The organism is Gemella parahaemolysans (assembly GCF_053758945.1).
The window spans coordinates 90030-110612 of record NZ_JBSMTP010000004.1; the positions used below are offsets into that span (position 1 = coordinate 90030).

The following is a 20583-nucleotide window of genomic DNA, read 5'->3' on the forward strand; positions in this document are numbered from 1 at the left end:
TAATATAATAAACCTTAATCTCTTATTTCCTTAGTCAAGAAATTAAACTTTCCCAACTCCAACTCTCTTATATAAACCTCATCTTTAACCTTACTGTTTAGATGTCTACTACATTCTAGAACAACATTTATTGCTAATTCTTTTGTAAATTCTCTAAATCTAGTCCTCTGAAAACCTCCATTTCCTCAAGTAAAATTATATGACAAACCAAACTATTTAATTCTTTACTTAATTATAATAACCTATAAAAATCTTATATATTATCACACCTAAAGATAATACATTATACTCCCCAACATTTAATCTTCAAAATAAATAATATTATTTTTACTTTATTATTATTTGTTTAAACCGTTTTCTATGCTAAACTAAATATATTTTATTAAAATATTAATTTTATAAATTTATCATAAATAATTACATATTGAATTTTTCATATTTTTATTTTATACTTATAATTGTAGATAACAAAAGGAGCTATAAATATTATGAAAAATAAAAAACTTGTTATGTCTATTTCTTCAGTATTAGCTACAGTTGTTCTTGCAACTGGATGTGCACAAAAAACTGAAGAAAAAAAAGAAGAAAATAAGAGTGGAGATAATAAAATAACTCTTACTTATGATCAACTTAGATCAAGAGAAAATACAATGGGAGCACTATGGTATCAAAATGCTGCTGAAGTAGATGCATTATATCAACAAGGTTATAACATTGCTACTAGTAGATTAAAAGAATTACTAAAACAGCCTACTAATAAACCGTATTCTATTGTATTAGACTTAGATGAAACAGTATTAGATAATGTTCCATACCAAGTTAAAAATGTTAAAGATGGAACTGCATTTAACCCTAAAAGCTGGGATGAATGGGTTCAAAAAGCCGAAGCTAAACCTGTAGCTGGAGCTAAAGAATTCTTACAATTTGCTGACAAAAATAAAGTTCAAATCTACTATATTTCTGACAGAACAGATTCTCAAGTAGATGCGACTATTAAAAATCTTGAAGCACAAGGTATACCAGTTCAAGGACGTGATCACCTAATGTTCAAAAAAGAAGGTGACAAATCTAAAGAAGGGCGTCGTCAAGAAGTTATAAAACATACTAATCTAGTTATGTTATTTGGGGATAACTTAGTTGACTTTGCGGAATTCTCTACTACATCAGAAGCTGATAGAGATAAAATGTTCGAGCAATTAAAAGCTGAATTTGGTGAGAAATTCATAATATTCCCTAACCCACTATACGGATCATGGGAATCAGCAGTATATAAAGGTGAGAAAAAAGATGCTAAAGGGCAATCTGAAGCTCGTATGAATGCCTTAAAAGGATATTAGTATTATTAAAATATAAGTGATTTAATATATTATTAAATCACTTATATTTTTTTTTATTTTTTAATACTATATTCTTGAATGATACTCAATATCAGAGTATAATGTAAACGAAAAGCTTTTTCAGGCTTTCAATCATTTTTCTACAATAGGAGTTAACAATGAAAAAAAATAATATTAAATATGTTCTTATACCAGCCTTTGCAGCTGCAGCGTTATTCCCTGTATTAGCTAACGACAATCAGGTTAAAGCTAATGATGATAAAACAATAACGACTTCAAATATTAATACACTGGAAAGTACTAATAAAAAAACAACTAGTGTTTCCACTGCTAATAATACCATAGAAATAGCACCTACTACTTCTGCTAGTTCGGTTAATAGTGTAAAACCTACATCTGCAAACAACACTGAAGCAACTAGCAGCACAAATGTTGTAAACAATAAAGTTATTAAACCAAAAGTTCCATTTACTGTATCTGAATATAAACAAAAAAGTGCTCTGGAACTTGCTCAATTAATTCGTGAGAAAAAAGTCACTAGTACAGAACTTGTTGACTTAGCTTACAAAGTTATTGAAGAAGAAAATCCTAAATTAAATGCTGTTCTAACAACTGAAAATGGAAAAATTCCTAAAGCTATTGTTGATGAAGCATATAAAACTGCTAAAGAAATTGACAATCGTATTAGCGCTGGAAAATTAACTGCTAATCCTATTGATTGGAATGCTCAACCATTTTTAGGTGTACCTGCTTTAATTAAAGGTCTTGATCAACTTAAAAATGGTGACTACACTAATGGTGTATATCTAAACAAAGGTAAAATTGCTGACGAAAGTGGTCCTGTAGCTAAAGAATTTGCTAAATTAGGTTTTGTTATACTTGGTCAAACTAACTATCCAGAATTAGGAACTAGAAATATCACAGATTCTAAATTATTTGGACCTGCTGGTAATCCATGGGATCCTAGCCGTAATACTGGAGGATCTTCAGGTGGTAGTGCTGGAGCCGTAGCTAGTGGTATGGTACCTATAGCTAGCGGTAGTGATGCTGGAGGATCTATTCGTATTCCTTCTTCATGGACTGGTCTTATTGGTTTAAAACCTACTGGACACGTGGTTAAATTTCCTCTAGTAAAAACTATCGAAGATGCTAAAGCTTACTTTGAAAAAACTGAATTAAGTAAACCGAAAACATTAGTAGAACCACCTAAAGATTTGAAAAAATTAAAAATAGCCTACACTCTTAAAACTCCACTTAAAGATCTTGAATTAAGTGAAGTTGCTAAAAAAGCTATTTTAGAAACAGTAGATTTCCTAAGAAAAGAAGGATTTACAGTTGAAGAAGTTAAAGAATTCCCTATCGATGGATACGAAGGAATTAAAACATACACTGTGGGTGGTATCGGAGAAGAAAGTTATGTTGCAGCTGTTAAAAACGTAACAGAACAAAACAAACGTCAACTAGACCCTACAACTTACGGATTAGGAACTTCTTCATATATGGGACCAAATGCAAATACTGATATTTCTTCAGTAAAACCATTATCTACATTTATAGATCAAATGAATGCATTTTATAAAAAATATGATTTATTCCTAGTTCCAACTAACGCAGTTACTGCTCCATCTAATGATAAAAAAGTAGATCCATATATAGAGCCAGATATTGCAGAACAACTATATAACATTAATAAAATTAAAGATCCAAAAGAAAGATTTAATTTATTAACTAAACAATGGTTACCAATGACTAGACGTTCTCCATATACTTGGGTGTTTAACTTATCTGGAAATCCTGCGATTTCACTACCAACATATCTAAGTGATAAAAATCTACCATTCGGTGTAATGTTCGCAGCAAAAGATAATTCTGAAAAAGTACTTTTAGAAATTGGTCAATACTTCCAAGACAGACATCAATTCAAAATGAACCCAGCTATTAGAAGCTCAAATGTTTCAGAAAATGGAAATAAAATAGGAGTAAATGAAGATGGAACTAAATTTGAATACGCAGTTCCAACTTACGCACCTACTGTTGCAGAATTATCAACTTTAAATATCAACAATGGGACTGTTTCTACTCCAAGTAAATCTGAAAATTCACTAAATTCATCTGTTAAAGAAGAGAAAAAAGTAGTAAATACAAACTCAACTAAATTAAATTCAACACCTAAAACTCTTCCAAACACTGGTGAAAGTACAAACAACTTCCTATCAGCAATTGGACTTTCATTCCTTGCTTTAATTGGATTACTAAAACGAAAAAATAATAATTAGTATTAAATTAATTTAAATACGGTTGATTCCTATAATTGACCGTATTTATTTTATTTTCTAAAAAATATTTTTTCTCCTAATCTTTATATAATGTTAATCAAAAGAAAACCATAATAATATTTTTTTCATTTCATCAAATAATTTTCTTGATTGATAATCGGTATCGGAGTATAATGAAATGTGGAAAGCTTTTTCAAGGCTTAAATCATTATTTAAAATAGGAGCTAAAAATGAAAAAAAATAAGATTAAATATGTACTTATTCCTGCCTTCGCAGCTGCAACATTATTTCCAGTATTAGCTAATGACAATCAAGCTAAAGCTAGTGAAGATAAAACTACAGCACCGGCAAATGTGACTAATACAGCTAATACTAACGATAAAGCTGTTGCTGTAAATAACACTGATAAAAATGCTACTAATAATGCAGTTGTAACACCATCTACTAGTCCTGTTACTTCAGCTAACACTGTAGCACCGACTTCAAGTAACAATGAGTCAACAAACAGTGCTAGTGTTGAAAACAAGGAAGTTGCTAAACCAACAATTCCATTTACTGTTGCTGAATATAAACAAAAAAGTGCTCTAGAACTTGCAAAACTAATTCGTGAGAAAAAAGTTACTAGTACAGAACTTGTTGACTTAGCTTATAAAGTTATAGAAGAAGAAAATCCTAAGTTAAATGCTGTTCTTACTACAGAAAATGGTAAAATTCCTCATGCTATTGTTGAAGAAGCATATAAAACTGCTAAAGAAATTGACAATCGTATTAGTGCAGGAAAACTAGCTGCTAATCCTGTAAATTGGGATGAACAACCATTCTTAGGTGTTCCTACTCTAATTAAAGGATTAGATGCTTTAAAAAATGGGGATTCTTCTTACGGTGTGTATTTAAATAAAGGTAAAACATCTTCAGTAAGTGGAGCTGTTGCCAAAGAATTTGCAAAACTAGGTTTTGTTATCCTTGGACAAACTAACTACCCTGAGTTTGGAACTAGAAATATTACTGACTCTAAATTACTAGGGCCTGCTGGTAACCCTTGGGATCCTAGTCGTAACACTGGAGGATCTTCAGGAGGAAGTGCTGGTGCTGTAGCAAGTGGTATGGTATCAATCGCAAGCGGAAGTGATGCTGGGGGATCAATTCGTATTCCTGCTTCATGGACTGGTCTTATCGGTTTAAAACCAACTGGACATGTTGTTAAGTTTCCACTAGTAAAAACTATTGAGGATGCTAAAACTTATTTTGATAAAACAAACATCAGTAAACCAAAAACTTTATTAGAAGTTCCTAAGAACTTAAAATCACTTAAAATTGCTTATTCATTAAAAACACCATTAAAAGATGTTGAATTAAGTGAAGATGGTAAAAAAGCTGTTCTTAAAGCTGTTGATTTCCTTAGAAAACAAGGATTTACTGTTGAAGAAGTAAATGAATTTCCAATTGACGGTTACGAAGGTATTAGAACATATACAATAGGTGCAATTGGTGGGGGTTATACTGCAGCGACAAACTTAGCTAAAGAAAAAAACAAACGTGATTTAGACCCTGCGACTTATGCATTAGGAACTTCATCATACAAAGGAAAAAATGCAAATACAGATATTTCATCTGCAAAATCTGCTTCAGTTTACTTTAACCAAATGAATGAATTCTACAAAAAGTATGATTTATTCTTAATGGCTACTAATGCGGTAACAGCACCATCAAATGATAAAAAAGTAGATCCTTATGTTGATCCAAAAGTTGAAGAACAACTTTATAATATTAATAAAATCAAAGATCCAAAAGAAAGATTCAATCTACTTGTTAAACAATGGGAACCTATGATGAGAAGAACACCGTTCACTTGGTTATTCAACTTAACAGGAAACCCTGCAATATCATTACCTGTTTATAAGAGTGCAAATAACCTTCCTCTTGGAGTAATGTTCGCAGCTCAAAACAATTCTGAGAAAATACTTCTTGAAATAGGACAACTATTCCAAGATAACAATCAATTTGTGATACATCCAAGTGTAAGAAACACAGTTATTTCTGAAAATGGTAATAAAGTTAGAGAAAATGAATATGGTACAAAATATGAATATTCAGTCCCTTCTGACGCTCCTGTTGCTTCAGAATTACCAGAACTAAACATTAACAATAATACAGTTACTGTTACTATTAAATCAAAAGATAAAGATATAAGCGCTGATTTATACTCTACAGACAATAAAGATTTAACTTTATCTGCCAAAGATATCACTAAAGATATAAACTTAGAAAATCTAAAAGATAAAGTTGTTGCTGATGCCAACAATAGTATTAAAGACAAAAAAGATATTACATCAATTAGAGTTGTAGATTTAGAATTACAAAAAGATAATAAAACAGTAAATCTTAATGTTCCAAGAACAGTAAAAGTTGCTTTACTACAAAATGAACAAAACAAAGATATACTTGTTTATCATATTAAAGAGGATAACTCTATTGAACTAATCCCTTCATTTGTAAGTAAAAATAACCTACAATTCACAGTTGATCACTTCAGCAAATTCGCAATTGTAGCTAAAATTAAAACAGCATTTGCTTCAAGCGAAAAAGATATAAACTCATCAGCTGTTCAAGAAGAGAAAAAATTCACAGTAATAGATACTAGAGGTGCGAACTCTACACCTACTAATACACCAAAAACTCTTCCAAAAACTGGTGAAACTACAGGTAAATCTCTAACTGCAATTGGACTATCACTTCTTGCTATAGTCGGATTATTAAAACGTAGAAAAAATAATTAATTGAAATATTAAACCTCAGAAATAAGTTTCTAATATGAAACCTAAATTCCGAGGTTTTTTTATTTCTTTGTGAGTTTTAAAATAAAACATAATTTTAAGTTTATAAAAAAATGTAGTTCATAATAAATATGAACTACATTTTTTCTTATAATTGTTCAGCTATCTTCAGACGAGCACAAGCTTTAGCTAAAGCTAGTTCTGCACGTCTTACATCAAGACCTTCTTCTTTTTTAGCAAGACGATCTTCTGCACGTTGTAATGCTCTTTTAGCACGCTCAACATCGATGTCTTTACCTAATTCTGCTGTTTGAACTATAATAGTTACTTCGCCTTTATGTGTTTCCACAAATCCTTCACTTACAGCTAGATATTCTTCACGTCCATCGGGAAAAATCACTTTAAGAGGACCAACCTTTAATGATGCAACCATAGGAACATGGTTAGCCATTACACCAAGTTGTCCACTTGTAGTTCCCAATACAACCATAGAAGCTTCTTTAGCGCTATAAGCTTCTCCATTAGGAGTAACAATGCTTACACTTAAAGTATTCATTTATTTACCTCCTATTTGTATTATACTTCTACTCCTAGTTTACGAGCTTTTTCTAATACGTCTTCAATTCCACCAACTAGACGGAATGCATCTTCAGGAATGTGGTCATATTTACCATCTAGGATTCCTTTGAATGCTTGTACTGATTCAGATACTGGTACGTATGAACCAGGTTGACCTGTGAATTGTTCAGCTACGTGGAAGTTTTGAGATAAGAAGAATTGAACACGACGTGCTCTATCAACTGTTTTCTTATCTTCATCACTTAACTCATCCATACCTAAGATGGCGATAATATCTTGTAATTCACGATATTTTTGAAGAGTTCTTTGAATTCTAGTCGCAACTTGATAGTGTTCTTCTCCTACGATTTCAGGAGCTAATGCTCTAGATGTAGAAGCAAGTGGGTCAACGGCTGGGTAGATACCCATCTCTGTTAACGCACGCTCAAGGTTAGTTGTTGCATCTAAGTGAGCGAATGTAGTCGCTGGAGCCGGGTCAGTATAGTCATCGGCTGGTACATAAATCGCTTGGATAGATGTAACAGAACCTTTTTTAGTTGATGTGATACGTTCTTGTAAACGTCCCATCTCTGTAGCAAGTGTTGGTTGATAACCAACGGCTGATGGCATACGTCCTAATAACGCAGAAACCTCAGAACCTGCTTGTGTGAAACGGAAGATGTTATCGATGAATAGAAGTACGTCTTGTCCTTCTTCATCACGGAAGTATTCCGCCATTGTTAATCCTGTTAATGCTACACGCATACGAGCACCTGGTGGTTCGTTCATTTGTCCGAATACCATGGCTGTTTTGTTAATAACACCAGAATCTTTCATTTCATAGTATAAGTCATTTCCTTCACGAGTACGCTCACCTACACCTGTGAATACTGATAATCCACCGTGTTGTTGCGCAACGTTGTTGATAAGTTCTTGGATAAGAACTGTTTTACCAACTCCCGCACCACCGAAAAGACCGATTTTACCACCTTTAATATATGGCGCAAGTAAGTCGATAACTTTAATACCTGTTTCAAGAACCTCAACGTGAGTTGATAATTCTTCGAATGTTGGAGCTTCTTTGTGAATTGAATCTTTACGAACTTCTGCTCCTGCTTCTTCACCGTGGTCTACTGCTTCACCTAATACGTTGAAGACACGACCTAATGTGTAGTTACCTACAGGAACTGTAATTGGTGCTCCTGTATCTACTACTTCTGCTCCCCTATTTAATCCATCAGTAGATGACATAGCGATTGTTCTTACTACGTTATCACCAATTTCTAGAGAAACTTCAAGAACTAATTTTTCTTTTTTCCCATCGCCTTTTTCTATGTAAACTTCTAAAGCGTTTAATAGATTTGGCATATGCCCTGATTCGAATTTAACATCTACTACAGGTCCCATAACTTGGAGAATATAACCTTTATTCATATGTTGTATGCTAACTTAATAGCTTCTCCTTTCTCATTACTATTTTGTTGCTGCTGCTCCACTTACAATCTCAGTAATTTCTTGAGTGATTGCAGCTTGTCTTGCACGATTGTATTTAATCGTAAGTGTATCAATAATATTTCCTGCATTATCAGTCGAATTTTTCATTGCTGTTTTTCTTGCAGAATGCTCACTAGCTTTACTATCTAATATACTTCCATAAATCATACTTTCAGCATATTGAGGTAGTATTACATCTAGTACAGCTGTCTCACCAGGCTCAAATTCGTAAGCTCCTGTAGGTTGTTGCTCTTCAGAATTTGCGAATTTGTCTGTATTGTCAATAGGAAGAACTTTACTTTCAGTTACAACCTGTTGAATCATACTAACAAAGTGATTATAATGTAAATAAATTTCATCATATTCTTTATCAATAAAGTATCCTACTACTTTATTAGTAATTTGTTTAACCTGAGTGAAACTTGGCTCATCTGGTATATCTCTATAACTATCAACTACATTATAGCCATTTTTTCTAAAGAATTCTGCTCCATAGTTACCTATAGCAACAATACCATACTCGCTATTAGCATGTCTTTCATTAACAGTATTAACAAAGTTTCTAATAACGTTTGAGTTGAATCCTCCACATAAACCACTATCACTAGTAATTACCACATAAAGAGTTTTCTTAGCTTCTCTTTTTTCTAACATAGGGTGTTTAATACTAGAGCTTTTTCCAAAAATTGTCCCCATCACTTCTTGCATTTTTTGCATGTATGGATTAAATTTTTGCGTGTTTGATTGTGCTTTTAAAAGCTTAGATGTTGAAACCATCTCCATTGCTTTTGTAATATGACTAGTTTTCTTAGTAGAATTGATTTTGTTTTTAATATCTCTTAGTGACGCCAATTAGTTCACCACCTTTACTCTACTACTTATCATCTTAGGCAAAAGTTTTTTTGAATGCAGCGATTACTTCATCCATAACTTCTGTTGATGGTAAGTCTTTTGTTTCAATAATGTGCTTAACTGCTTCATTTTCATGAGCATCTAAGTATGAATATAATTCTTGTTCGAATCTGTGAATATCTTTAACTTCTACATCATCTAAGAATCCGTGAGTTAAAGCATAAAGAATCATAACTTGTTTTTCTACTGGAATTGGTTTGTGTAAGTCTTGTTTTAAAACTTCAACTGTACGTTTACCACGTTCTAGTTTTTCACGAGTCGCTGGATCTAGGTCAGAACCGAATTGAGCAAAGCTTTCTAACTCACGGTAAGATGCTAAGTCAAGACGTAAAGTACCTGATACTTTTTTCATCGCTTTAATTTGAGCAGATCCCCCTACCCTAGATACTGAAAGTCCGGCGTTAATCGCTGGTCTAATACCTGAGAAGAATAAATCTGATTGTAAGAAGATTTGTCCGTCCGTAATCGAAATTACGTTTGTTGGAATATACGCAGAGATATCACCTGCTTGAGTTTCTACGAATGGTAGTGCTGTGATACTTCCTCCACCAAAATCTTCATTTACACGAGCAGCACGTTCTAGAAGACGTGAGTGTAGATAGAATACGTCCCCTGGGTATGCTTCACGACCTGGTGGTCGTTTTAATAGTAATGATAACTCACGGTAAGCTGCTGCTTGTTTAGATAAGTCATCATATACGATTACTACATCTTTACCATTAAACATAAATTCTTCTGCCATTGCAACCCCTGCATAAGGTGCGATGTAAAGAAGTGGTGCTGGTTGAGATGCTGATGCTGTTACTACGATAGTGTAGTCTAAAGCACCGTGTTCTTTAAGAGTTTCTACCACACTACGTACTGTAGATTCTTTTTGTCCTATTGCTACATAGATACAAATTACATCTTGTCCTTTTTGAGCTAAGATTGAGTCGATAGCAACTGCAGTTTTACCTGTTTGTCTATCTCCGATAATAAGCTCACGTTGCCCACGTCCGATAGGTACTAATGCGTCAATCGCTTTAATACCAGTTTGGAATGGAACAGATACTGATTTACGTCCCATAACCCCTACTGCTGGAGATTCAATTGGACGACGTTTTGTAGTGTTAACTGGTCCACGACCATCAACTGGTTGTCCTAATGGATCAACTACACGTCCAATTAGTTCTTCACCTACAGGTACGTCCATTACACGTCCAGTACGGCGAACTTCGTCTCCTTCTTTAATATCAGTAGTTGGACCTAAAATTACGATACCAACATTTGTGTCTTCAAGGTTTTGAGCAAGCCCCATAACCCCTGTTTTAGTGAACTCTACAAGCTCACCACTCATTATTTCATTAAGACCGTATACACGAGCAATACCGTCCCCTACTTCTATAACTGTACCGACATCTGTTGACTTAACTTCAAACTGATAATTTTCTATTTGTGATTTTAGTAATGAACTAATTTCTTCAGCTTTAATAGCCATTTATGTCCCTCCTTGTTTCAACTTCTTCTAGATTGAAGAAATTTTTGATTTTATAGCATTTAATTTCGCCTTAATAGTAGCATCAACTACTTTATTATTATAAGTAAGTTTTAAACCACCTAGAAGACTTTCATCCACAAAATTATTAATTTCTACATTTTCTAGTTGTAACTCATTTTTAATTTTTTCTTTTAAATTTTCTAACTGTTCTTCAGTTAAAGGTGAAGCCGATTCAGCTTTAACAACAACATTTCTTGAATGTTTATTAAACAATTCAGTATATTGTTCTAGAACGAAATTAATTAATGAGATTTGCAGATTACCTGCTAAGATTTTAACAACATTCACAACATATTTATTTACTCCTGCAAATGCTGCATCAATCAAGTTAATTTTCTTTATTTTTTCTAAATTAGGGTTGTTCATCAATGTAACAAAATCAGAGTTTTCATTAACTACTTTTGCAACTTCCTTTAACTCATAAGAAACTTCTTCTAGTGTGTTATTTTCTTTTGCAACTTCAAATAATGAATATCCAATTTTATTAGCTAATACTGACTTACTCATTATTTCACCCCTACCTCTTTAATGACTTTATCAACATATTCACTTTGTGTTGAGCCATCTAATTCTTTTTCTAAAATTTTCGAAGCTACAAGCACTGATAAATCAGCGATTTGTTTGTTGATTTCTTCAAGTGCTCTTTTCTTCTCGTCCTCAATGTCTCTTTGAGCATTTACTTTTAATTGTTCTGCTTGTTTGCGAGCTTCTTCAAGAATAGCTTGTTTTTCAATCTTAGATTGTTCACGAGCTTCTTCCATCATAACTTTAATTTCTTTTTGTGCATTTTTTAATTTTTCTTGATTTTCTTCGAGTAAAACTAAAGCTTCTTTTTGATTTTTAGCTGCATCATCAAGTTGACCTTCAACTAATTTTTGACGCTCATCTAACATATCAATAAGTTTGTCCCAAGCAAATTTTTTCAGTAATACTAATAAGATTAATACAGCTACAATGTTAATAGCCATATTTCCTAGATTAAAACCTTGATGAGAAGAGTGTTCAGTAGCTAAAAATACTAAATTTTCCATTTACTAAATGCTCCTATTCTTCATAGTTCTTTTGTTTACAGTATTATACTAAATTATTTAGCTAAGATAACGAATGAAATAACGATAGCTAAGATAGGTACTGCTTCTACAAGTGCGAATAATACGAAAGCATTTGATTTTAATCTTGACTCTAATTCTGGTTGACGAGATACACCTTCGATAAATTTACCGAATAAAAATCCGTTACCGATACCAGCACCAACTGCTGCTAAACCTGCTGCTAAACCTGCTCCAATTAATTCTACCATAATTATATTTTCCTCCTTGGATAATAAATGAATTTTATTAATTATAAGATTTTTGCACATATAGTGCGTTTAAAAAGATTAATGTTCATCACTAATTTTGTGTGATAAATAAATAAATGTTAATACAGTAAAGATGTATGCTTGGATAAACCCGATAAATAGAGAGAATCCTTTCCATACTACCAACCCTACCATACCGGCAATAGCTCCGAAGAACCCTACTGTAGTAAGCGTTGCTAATAGCGCTAATAAAATTTCACCAGCATAAATGTTACCAAATAAACGCATTGAGAAAGTCATTAAGTTTGTGAACTCTTCAATAACTTTAAATGGTGTAATACCTATACCTGAAGAAGTATACGTACCAAAATAATGTTTAACACCTTTATACTTAATTCCTGCAAAATGAGTAAAGACAATAATCAATAATGCAAGAGAGAAAGTAAATGTTGGATCAGCCGTTACTGAGTTTACATAAACTACCTCGTTGTAACTAACTTCTATTAATACACCAATAGTATTTGCTACTGCAACAAGTGAAATAATTGTTAGAGCTGTCGCCCATAATCCTTTACCATATTTTTTCCAGCTAACATTACCTTTAATGACATTATCACTAACGAAATATGCAAGTAATTCAACCGCATTTTGACGTTTACTATCTGGTCTCAATTTTATTCTACTAGTTAGAAACATCACAATAATAAAGGTAAGTAAAACTGTTATTAAAGTTGTGATTACACTAGGAATATTAACCGTTATATCATAGCCAAATAATTTGGTAATAAGATATGTGTGTTTTTCCATATATTCCCCTCACCTCTTTTCTTAAGTAACTTTTATATTTCTAAATCTGTTGTAATATAAAATCAGAAATACATAATAAATATTATAATATGATTTGCTGATATTTGCTAGCGATTTCTTAAATTTTATATAATTTAATTAAGAATAACCTATTATATATTATTTTGTTCCAAAGATTCTATCCCCAGCATCACCTAATCCTGGTACGATATAACCATGATCATTTAATTTTTCATCTAGACCTGCGATAAAGATATCCACATCAGGATGTGCATCATGTAATGCTTTTACACCTTCAGGTGCTGCTATTAGACACATAAATTTAATATCAGTAACCCCACGTTGTTTTAGCGAGTCGATTGCCGCAATTGCAGATCCACCAGTTGCTAACATTGGGTCAACAACAATAAAGTGACGTTCTTCCGGATTACTAGGTATTTTAACAAAATACTCATGCGGTTGTAGAGTTTCTGGATCACGGTATAGTCCAACGTGACCTACTCTTGCTGATGGAATTAAATTCATTAATCCATCTACCATTCCTAATCCTGCACGTAAGATTGGAACGAAAACAATTTTTTTACCTGCAAGACGCTTACAAGTAGTAGTTTGGATTGGCGTTTCCACTTCTACATCCTCAAGAGGAAGATCGCGAGTGATTTCATAAGCCATTAAAGAACCTACTTCGTTAGTAAGTTGTCTAAAGTCTTTAGACCCCGTTCTCTTATCTCTAATAAAAGATAATTTATGTTGGATCAATGGATGATCAAAAACATGAACTTTTGACATAATTTATAGTTCTCCTTTGTATTATTATTATATTTATTTTACTCTAATTATTTCATTTTAACAAGGGATATCCGAAAATATTTTACTCCATTCAATAAATATTTTTTTATTAGTTTTGTTATATTACTAGACTTATACTACATAAAATATTACAATAATAAAAACAATAATTATGGAGATTTTATCATGCAAAGAAAAACATTATTAGGGATATTTTTACTCACTAGTATTTTATACTATATTATTCCCCTACTTTTTTTGAAATTTTATAATGGAACTAGTGATAAAGCTGGTTTTATTTTGATATTAGCTTATGGATTTTCTTCATTTGCAATCACAATGTTAGTTACCTTCCTAGGACAGAGAACAATTTATACACCGCTTCTAAGCATTATTTTAGCACTTCCTTTATTTTTCATATTTAATTCAAGTGCTTTAGTTTTAATACTTATTATAATAGGATTTTCTTTTATTGCTTACGCATTATCAGGATTATTAAAATAATTAAGGAGGCAAGATGACTATTTTCAAACGTAATTTACTAATAGCAACCGGTATTTATATACTTTTTTATCTAGCACCAATATTGGCTAATCCCTTTATGGCTTTAAATTTATTAGAAGCTGCGGTCGTGGGAGCTTTAATTTTTGGTGGATTCTATCTAAGTTACATTTTCATGTACACTAACAGAAGCAAACTTGATGAACGCACTAAAAATACTATAATTACTATATTAGTATTAATAATAGCTTTATTGATATTTTTTAATCCTTTCAAATTCCCGATTGCATTCAATATTATTATAAATAGATATTTAGCTATACTAGTTCTTTTACTAATATTAATTTTTATAATATTCTTAGCAAGAAAGATAGCTAATTCTATAATCATAGTTTTACTATTTGCACCTTCAATTATCCAAGGATTACTTATGCGTATATCTTATAAGGCCATGCTATTTTATATCGCTAATCCTAATCCTAATTTTAATTTATATTTAATAGTTGCTATTTTCATTGGATATTATGTTTATAACAATAAAAAAAATAAGTAAACATTTAGAAGAGAAAATAACATTTAATTTATACATGAAATCCTCTTCTAAAAAAAGAAAACTGATAACCTAGATTTTAGTTCTAGATTATCAGTTCTTTTTATTAGTTATCTATTTCTACTTTTAGTACTTTTCCTGATACAGCATCTACTACCACATCATATTCTAACCCATTTGCACGAGCTTCTACATCATAAACATATAAAGGTGCTCCGTTATTTTGATATGCATAGTCATCCTCATATTCAGGCATAACTTTTACAAAATTAATATTTTGCTCAGGAGTTGAAATTGCTTGTGCTACTATAGTGCGAATTTCTTGTTGTGATTTAGCGTTTTGTGTATTTTGTTGAGTGTTGACGTTATTATTGTTATTATTTTGAACATTTGAAGATTGGTCAATATTTTGCGAATTACTATTTGAACCATTATCCCCATTGTTACTATTATTGTTATTGTTTCCGTTATTACTATTTTGATTTATCTGATTTCCGACATTCATTTTTACATTCGAGTATGCTTCTTGAATTTTTGCTCTTTGTGCTGTTTCATACTTATCATATGCATAAGCACCTACCCCACCCGTTACTACTACGGCTAGAGCTCCGATAATTATTGGTTTTAAAAAGTTTCTTTTTCTTTTGTTTTCTGCCATTTTTCATTTACCTCTTTTTTCTTTATATTTTTATTATACATTTCCTTTATGAATCTTAGATGAAGATTAAAATATTATTTTTTCTAGTCATCAATCTTCACTTTTAATACTTTCCCTGATACAGCATCTACTACTACATCATACTTCAACCCGTTAGCTTTTGCTTCGACTTTATAAACATACAAAGATACTCCATTATTTTGTGGTGCGTAATCATCCTCATATTTAGGTTTAATTTTTACAAAATTAATATTTTGTTCAGGTACTGATATTGCTTCTGCTACAATTGAGCGGATCTCTTGTTGTGATTTAACATTTTGAGTATTTTGTTGTGAATTGTTGTTTTGAGTATTATTATTTGAGCTATTATTTCCACTATTGTTATTATCATTTGAATTAGTTTGATTTCCTGTATTCAACTTAACATTATAGTATGCATCTTGAATTTTAGTTCTTTGCGCAGTTTCATATTTATCATAAGCATAAGCTCCAACTCCACCTGTTACTACAACAGCTAATGCTCCGATAATTAATGGTTTTAAAAAGTTTCTTTTTGCTTTTTTAGGTTGTTCATTATATTGGTTATCATTTTCAATAGTTTCAACATAAGTTCCTTCAATTGTTTCGATTTCGTTGTTATTAATATTTTTTGTCATTTTTAATTTACCTCTTTTTCTTTATATTCTTATTTTATATTTCTTTTATGAATCTTAAATGAAGATTTTCATTTTTGTTCTTTTCTTTTGATATTTTTATTATATCTCCGTTTTATGAATACTAAATGAAGATTTTCATTTTTGTTCTTTTCTTTTGATATTTTTATTATATCTTCGTTTTATGAATACTAAATGAAGATTTCATTTATTTTGAATTCCTATTATATTAAAAGCACACCTTCCTATTTTAAAGATGTGCTTTATTATTCTTATATATTCACTACAAATTTTGTTCCTTTTGGTTTATTATCTAATACCGCTATTTTACCATCATGTAATTCTACAATTTTTTTCGTAATAGATAACCCTAACCCCGAAGAATTGTCCTCTGTCGTAGTTCTAGATTTATCTACTTTATAAAATCTATCCCAAATATGTTTTTTCTCAGTATCATTTATTCCTATTCCATCATCAGCAACTTCAAGAATTATTCTATTTCTTTTGGCTAGACTGACTGTTACTTCTGTTTCAGCATATTTCAAAGCATTTGACAATAAATTATCTATCATACGCATAATTAGAGCTTCATTTGCATGAACTATGATATTTTCTTCTATATTTATGAATAACTTTATATTCTTATTATCGAATAGAATTTTATAGTCTTCTAATGTATGTTTTATTTTATCCGATAGAAGAAGTTCTTCTTTTGGAATCTCTAAACGACTATCTAGTCTAGATAATTCTAAAATTTGATTAATCATAGTAGTCATTCTCTTACTTTGTCTTTCTATTACATCAAATGATTCTTTAGCGTCTTCAATAGAATCTGTATATTTAGCTCCATATTCACTTTCTGCCATTATTACAGAAATCGGAGTTCTTAACTCATGTGATACGTCCGAACTGAATTGGCGTTCTCTTTTCGATGAACTTTCTAGAGTTTCTAACATTTCATTAAAAACTTTACCTAACTTGTGAACCTCATCTGCACCATCTTCTATATGTATTCGTTTAGTAAGGTCGTTACTTTTTGCAATCGCCTCAGCTGTTTCTGTCATATCTCTTACAGGTTTCAATGAACTCCTTATTATCAAGTATCCACCATACATTATTACCAAAATAACGAACGGGCTACCCACACCAATAATTAACGGCAATATCCAACCGTTTATATTATTGGTAATTTGTACTATACCTCTCACATATTTCCCATTCCCTAATCTAGCAGAACTAGTTTCTGAATCATAATATAAATACTTATTATTATTTACATCTTTATATTCAGAAATAACTCCTAGACTAAAATCATTAACCTTAAAATTTCTAGGTACAGAACCTGCAATGAGGTTTCCATCTTTATCATAGACTGATAACGTGACACCATCTTCATACGGGGTAAACTTATCAGAGCCGCTTGAGATTTCAGCTACCTCTTCTATCAATTTCTTTTCACTATTCTTTTCAACAACACTATCACTAACTAAAAATGTCCCAACTATCAGTGATCCTATTAATAAAACTATAAATGTTGTATACCATAAAGTAATTTTGAAAGTTAATGATACTTTTCTAAATGGAAATATCGATAATTTCTTAATTTTATTTAACAAAGTATCCTAGCCCCCTTTTAGTATAAATAATAGTTTTATCCGTTCCATTATCTAGTTTTTTCCTAATATTTTTTATAATTACATCTACTATATTCGAAGCACCATCATAGTCATAATCCCAAACATGATTAAGAATCTGATCACGACTCAAGATACTCTCTTTATTCTTCATAAGATACTCTAATACCTCATATTCTTTACCTGTTAATCCTATATTCTCACCATTTCTAGTAACTTGTTTTTTGGCGATATCAAGTACAACATCATCAACTTGAATAACATTAGTTGCTAGACCATAATTTCTTCTCATTAAAACCCTTATTCTCGCAAGCAGTTCATCAAATTCAAACGGCTTAACTATATAATCGTCAGCACCACTATCTAGACCGACGATTTTATCCTCTAAAGTATCTTTAGCAGTTAACATAATAACTGGTGTATTGTTTTTACTCTCACGAAGCCTTTCGATAAACTCATAACCATCAACATTCGGCATCATTATATCGGTAATAATCAAATCATAGTCACTATAACTAACAAAATCTAATGCTTCCTCACCATCAAAACAACTGTCTACACTATAATTATTTTTCTTTAAGTGCTTAGTAATTATTCTATTCAAATCGCGTTCATCTTCAACAACAAGTATTTTCATAATAATCTCCTTAACTAAATTTCTACTATATTTTACTTAATTCATTTATAAATGTAAAGGGAGTGACTCAAAAACGTGATTTCTTAAGAAACAAGATTTCGTTGAGCCACTTTGTTAAAATTCAGGTCTTTTGAGGCAACCCTTTTATAATTACATTTACTATAGATTATAAAGTAAAAAGATGAATCTAAAATGAAAAAAGACACCTATTTACAAATAGATGTCTTAGACGTAATAGCCAGGATTTCAACCTGAACCTCCTCCATCAAGGCGTACTCACTCTATACTACTCCTTACGTTTATCCTTATTATATCATATTATCATGTGAAAAATAAATAGGAGTGACTTAAACTAGATTTTATCAAGTCACCCCATGTAGTCCTACTCACTTTCTTCCAAGTTATAAAGTAACTCGTATAATGCTTTTGCATCAAGCTTTTCTTTTTCTTCTTTACTGATATCTCGAACTAATTCACCACGGTGCAGCACTATTATTCTATTACCGTATTTCACCGCATCTTGGATATTATGAGTAATCATTAAGGCAGTTAACTTTTTCTCTTCTATTTTTTCACGAGTAAGCTCCATTATTTTCTTCTGTGTTTTAGGGTCTAGTGCCGCTGTATGCTCATCAAGAAGTAAAAGTTTCGGAGTAGTCATAGTCGCCATTAAAAGTGCAATAGCCTGACGTTGACCTCCAGACAATAATCCCATCTCACTATCTAATCTGTCTTCAAGTCCTAAGTCTAAAGTTGCTAGTAATTCTTTAAAAAGTTTTCTATCTTCTTTAGTAGTCCCTGGTTTAAAACCTCTAACTTTACCACGTCGTAGTGCTAAAGACATATTCTGTGCAACAGTCATACGAGGAGCTGTTCCATCAAGTGGATTTTGAAAAACTCTACTTATAAATCCTGCTCTCTTATGTTCTACTATATTACTTACATCTTTTCCTTCTATTAAGATTTCTCCACCATCTAATGAGAATGAACCCGCTAAGGCATTAAGAAAAGTTGATTTTCCTGCTCCATTTCCACCAAGAATAGTAATAAAATCACCATCTTTGATTTCAAGACTAACATTTTTTAAAGCATGTTGCTCTCTAATAGTTCCAGGAAAGAATGTTTTATCTATTTTATTAATTTTTATAAATGACATTTTCTACGCATCCTTTCTCTTAGCTTTTAATTTTAATTGAGGTAGAGTTAAGAATATAGCAATTACTAGAGCTGAAACTAGTTTAAAGTCATTTGCTCCAATAATATTTAATTTTAACACTCCAACTAGCAGTAATCTATAAATTATAGCACCACAGATTACACAAATTAATCTTGACGTGAAAGCCACATCTTTGAAGATTACTTCCCCTATAATAATTGCTGCTAAAGCTACTACTATTACCCCGATACCACTATTTACATCTGAATATCCATTATTTTGTGCTAAAATCGCACCAGCTAAAGATATAATTCCATTGGCAAGCATTAATCCTAAAATCGTCATTGTTTTTGTAGAAATACCTAATGCTGTTGCCATTTTCTCATTATCTCCTGTTGCAATTAAACTCTGACCTAATTCCGTTGAAAAGAATAAAGACATAGCGATAATAATTAATCCAGAAAGAATAATTCCAACAAATACAGTATCATAATGAGTTGGTAAGTTTAATCCTTGAATTTTACTGAAAATTGTATCTTTATTGATTAAACTTAAATTTGGTCTACCCATAATTCTAAGGTTCACCGATAATAATGCAGTCATTGTTAAGATTCCTGCAAGTAAACTTGGAATTTTACAAACAGTAATTAAGAATCCCGTAACAAGACCTGCTAACATACCTGCCAATATCGAAATCAATGTGGCTATAATAGGATTGATTCCATTATGTATACAAATAACACAGACAGCTGCTCCTAAAGGATACGCACCTTCGGTAGTCATATCTGCAATATTTAAAACTCTAAAACTTATAAATAATCCAAGCGATAATATACCCCACAGCATTCCCTGTGAAATCGCTGAAATAAATAAATCCATTCCGCACCTCTTTTATTTAATATTTTTTCTAATTTGATTTTATATAATATAGAGCGACTCATAAACAATAATTTTTTCTATTGATTTGATGAGTCGCTCCTTTTAATTATTTATAATTCAAATAGCTTCTT

General features: G+C 31.5%; 20 protein-coding genes. 5 read left to right on the plus strand and 15 right to left on the minus strand.

Going from position 1 to position 20583, the window contains the following annotated elements; all coding sequences use genetic code 11:
- Positions 1-488: 488 nt before the first annotated feature.
- The 3 genes from ACWOBP_RS04210 (at position 489) to ACWOBP_RS04220 (ending at position 6390) form a co-directional block, all read left to right on the plus strand.
- Positions 489-1337 (plus strand): 5'-nucleotidase, lipoprotein e(P4) family, encoded by an 849-nt coding sequence (locus ACWOBP_RS04210; RefSeq protein ID WP_455337599.1) that lies wholly within the window; start codon positions 489-491, stop codon positions 1335-1337.
- Between the two features lie 158 nt (positions 1338-1495).
- Entirely contained in the window at positions 1496-3613 is a 2118-nt protein-coding gene (locus ACWOBP_RS04215) for an amidase family protein (RefSeq protein ID WP_455337600.1), read from the plus strand.
- 230 nt (positions 3614-3843) lie between these two features.
- Positions 3844-6390 (plus strand): amidase family protein, encoded by a 2547-nt coding sequence (locus ACWOBP_RS04220; RefSeq protein ID WP_455337601.1) that lies wholly within the window; start codon positions 3844-3846, stop codon positions 6388-6390.
- 145 nt (positions 6391-6535) lie between these two features.
- Here the strand turns inward: ACWOBP_RS04220 and ACWOBP_RS04225 are convergent, their stop codons facing one another.
- From ACWOBP_RS04225 to upp, 9 genes are all read right to left on the minus strand, one after another.
- Positions 6536-6943, minus strand: a complete 408-nt coding sequence (locus ACWOBP_RS04225) for a F0F1 ATP synthase subunit epsilon (protein WP_455337602.1) — start codon at positions 6941-6943, stop codon at positions 6536-6538.
- Positions 6944-6963: 20 nt separating this feature from the next.
- On the minus strand, positions 6964-8379 hold the full coding sequence (gene atpD / locus ACWOBP_RS04230; protein ID WP_294683012.1) for a F0F1 ATP synthase subunit beta: 1416 nt from the start codon (positions 8377-8379) through the stop codon (positions 6964-6966).
- Between the two features lie 39 nt (positions 8380-8418).
- A complete protein-coding gene (atpG, locus tag ACWOBP_RS04235; RefSeq protein ID WP_314160145.1) occupies positions 8419-9291 on the minus strand; it encodes an ATP synthase F1 subunit gamma in 873 nt (290 codons plus the stop codon).
- A 34-nt stretch (positions 9292-9325) separates the two neighbouring features.
- On the minus strand, positions 9326-10828 hold the full coding sequence (gene atpA / locus ACWOBP_RS04240) for a F0F1 ATP synthase subunit alpha (RefSeq protein WP_060913551.1): 1503 nt from the start codon (positions 10826-10828) through the stop codon (positions 9326-9328).
- A 27-nt stretch (positions 10829-10855) separates the two neighbouring features.
- Complete coding sequence (atpH, locus tag ACWOBP_RS04245) at positions 10856-11395, minus strand: ATP synthase F1 subunit delta (RefSeq protein WP_455337603.1); 540 nt, start codon at positions 11393-11395, stop codon at positions 10856-10858.
- Positions 11395-11919, minus strand: a complete 525-nt coding sequence (atpF, locus tag ACWOBP_RS04250; protein WP_455337604.1) for a F0F1 ATP synthase subunit B — start codon at positions 11917-11919, stop codon at positions 11395-11397. The genes atpH and atpF overlap by 1 nt, the downstream gene beginning before the upstream one ends.
- 53 nt (positions 11920-11972) lie before the next feature.
- Complete coding sequence (gene atpE, locus ACWOBP_RS04255; protein WP_003143965.1) at positions 11973-12188, minus strand: F0F1 ATP synthase subunit C; 216 nt, start codon at positions 12186-12188, stop codon at positions 11973-11975.
- A 78-nt stretch (positions 12189-12266) separates the two neighbouring features.
- Positions 12267-12995, minus strand: coding sequence for a F0F1 ATP synthase subunit A (gene atpB, locus ACWOBP_RS04260; RefSeq protein WP_455337605.1), 729 nt, complete (start codon positions 12993-12995; stop codon positions 12267-12269).
- Between the two features lie 159 nt (positions 12996-13154).
- Positions 13155-13784, minus strand: a complete 630-nt coding sequence (gene upp / locus ACWOBP_RS04265) for a uracil phosphoribosyltransferase (RefSeq protein WP_003144032.1) — start codon at positions 13782-13784, stop codon at positions 13155-13157.
- Positions 13785-13970: 186 nt separating this feature from the next.
- Here upp and ACWOBP_RS04270 point away from each other — a divergent pair, with 186 nt between their 5' ends.
- Together ACWOBP_RS04270 and ACWOBP_RS04275 are read left to right on the plus strand one after the other, a co-directional pair.
- Complete coding sequence (locus tag ACWOBP_RS04270) at positions 13971-14288, plus strand: hypothetical protein (protein ID WP_455337606.1); 318 nt, start codon at positions 13971-13973, stop codon at positions 14286-14288.
- A 13-nt stretch (positions 14289-14301) separates the two neighbouring features.
- Positions 14302-14838 (plus strand): hypothetical protein, encoded by a 537-nt coding sequence (locus ACWOBP_RS04275; RefSeq protein WP_455337607.1) that lies wholly within the window; start codon positions 14302-14304, stop codon positions 14836-14838.
- A 103-nt stretch (positions 14839-14941) separates the two neighbouring features.
- On the opposite strand, the gene ACWOBP_RS04280 is transcribed toward ACWOBP_RS04275, so the two are convergent.
- The 6 genes from ACWOBP_RS04280 to ACWOBP_RS04305 form a co-directional block, all read right to left on the minus strand.
- Complete coding sequence (locus ACWOBP_RS04280; RefSeq protein WP_455337608.1) at positions 14942-15493, minus strand: PepSY domain-containing protein; 552 nt, start codon at positions 15491-15493, stop codon at positions 14942-14944.
- Positions 15494-15576: 83 nt separating this feature from the next.
- A complete protein-coding gene (locus ACWOBP_RS04285; protein ID WP_455337609.1) occupies positions 15577-16149 on the minus strand; it encodes a PepSY domain-containing protein in 573 nt (190 codons plus the stop codon).
- Between the two features lie 269 nt (positions 16150-16418).
- Positions 16419-17762 (minus strand): sensor histidine kinase, encoded by a 1344-nt coding sequence (locus ACWOBP_RS04290; protein WP_455337610.1) that lies wholly within the window; start codon positions 17760-17762, stop codon positions 16419-16421.
- On the minus strand, positions 17752-18417 hold the full coding sequence (locus ACWOBP_RS04295) for a response regulator transcription factor (RefSeq protein ID WP_455337611.1): 666 nt from the start codon (positions 18415-18417) through the stop codon (positions 17752-17754). The genes ACWOBP_RS04290 and ACWOBP_RS04295 overlap by 11 nt, the downstream gene beginning before the upstream one ends.
- 382 nt (positions 18418-18799) lie before the next feature.
- Positions 18800-19573: an ABC transporter ATP-binding protein gene (locus tag ACWOBP_RS04300; RefSeq protein WP_294683023.1), complete on the minus strand. Its 774-nt coding sequence runs from the start codon at positions 19571-19573 to the stop codon at positions 18800-18802.
- Positions 19574-19576: 3 nt separating this feature from the next.
- On the minus strand, positions 19577-20452 hold the full coding sequence (locus ACWOBP_RS04305; protein WP_455337612.1) for an ABC transporter permease: 876 nt from the start codon (positions 20450-20452) through the stop codon (positions 19577-19579).
- Positions 20453-20583: the final 131 nt, after the last annotated feature.